This window comes from Atlanticothrix silvestris CENA357 (assembly GCF_016056295.1).
GTDB classification, from domain to species: Bacteria; Cyanobacteriota; Cyanobacteriia; order Cyanobacteriales; family Nostocaceae; genus Atlanticothrix; species Atlanticothrix silvestris.
Genome location: NZ_JAECZB010000064.1, coordinates 1 through 540 on the forward strand (window position 1 = coordinate 1; position 540 = coordinate 540).

The window sequence follows — 540 nt, forward strand, 5'->3', positions numbered from 1 at the left end:
GAGACAGGTGTGGAGGTTGAAATAATAAAATGATATTTTCTGGTATTTGAAGATGCTGGCTAAAATGAAAAGCTCCATTATCTAACTGAATAATATGGATATCTTGGGCATAAGTGGCAGAAAATTTTTCTAAGAAAACCTGAAAACAAGCTGCATTTAAATGAGAAAATTCCCAGATGAAATACTCACCCGTTAACGGTTCTACTAATCCATATAAATAAAAATTATCTCGTTTCCATTGCATGATACCGATAGGTTTAGTCCCAAAGTTGGTAATTAATCTACCCGCTTCAGTCTTTAACCCCACACGACTTTCATCCTCACACCAATATCTAATTTTTCTTTGTTTATCTATTGGTGGTATGACATATTTCTTAATTACTTCTAGGTATCGTGGCAGTTTTTTTTAAACTCTTCTTCCGCTTCTGGCTGGTGTTTTATCCCTACTGCACGCGGTACTTTTAGCTTTGCTTTCATTTGATAACGCACTGTATCATGTACTACCTTGTATGAAGCTTCTACTCCTTCCACTGCTTTTAA

1 pseudogene is annotated in these 540 nt (G+C 35.6%); it reads right to left on the reverse strand.

The features are described from left to right. Window positions 1-307, reverse strand: a pseudogene (locus I8751_RS17700) (IS630 family transposase); the annotation flags it as partial. Window positions 308-540: the final 233 nt, after the last annotated feature.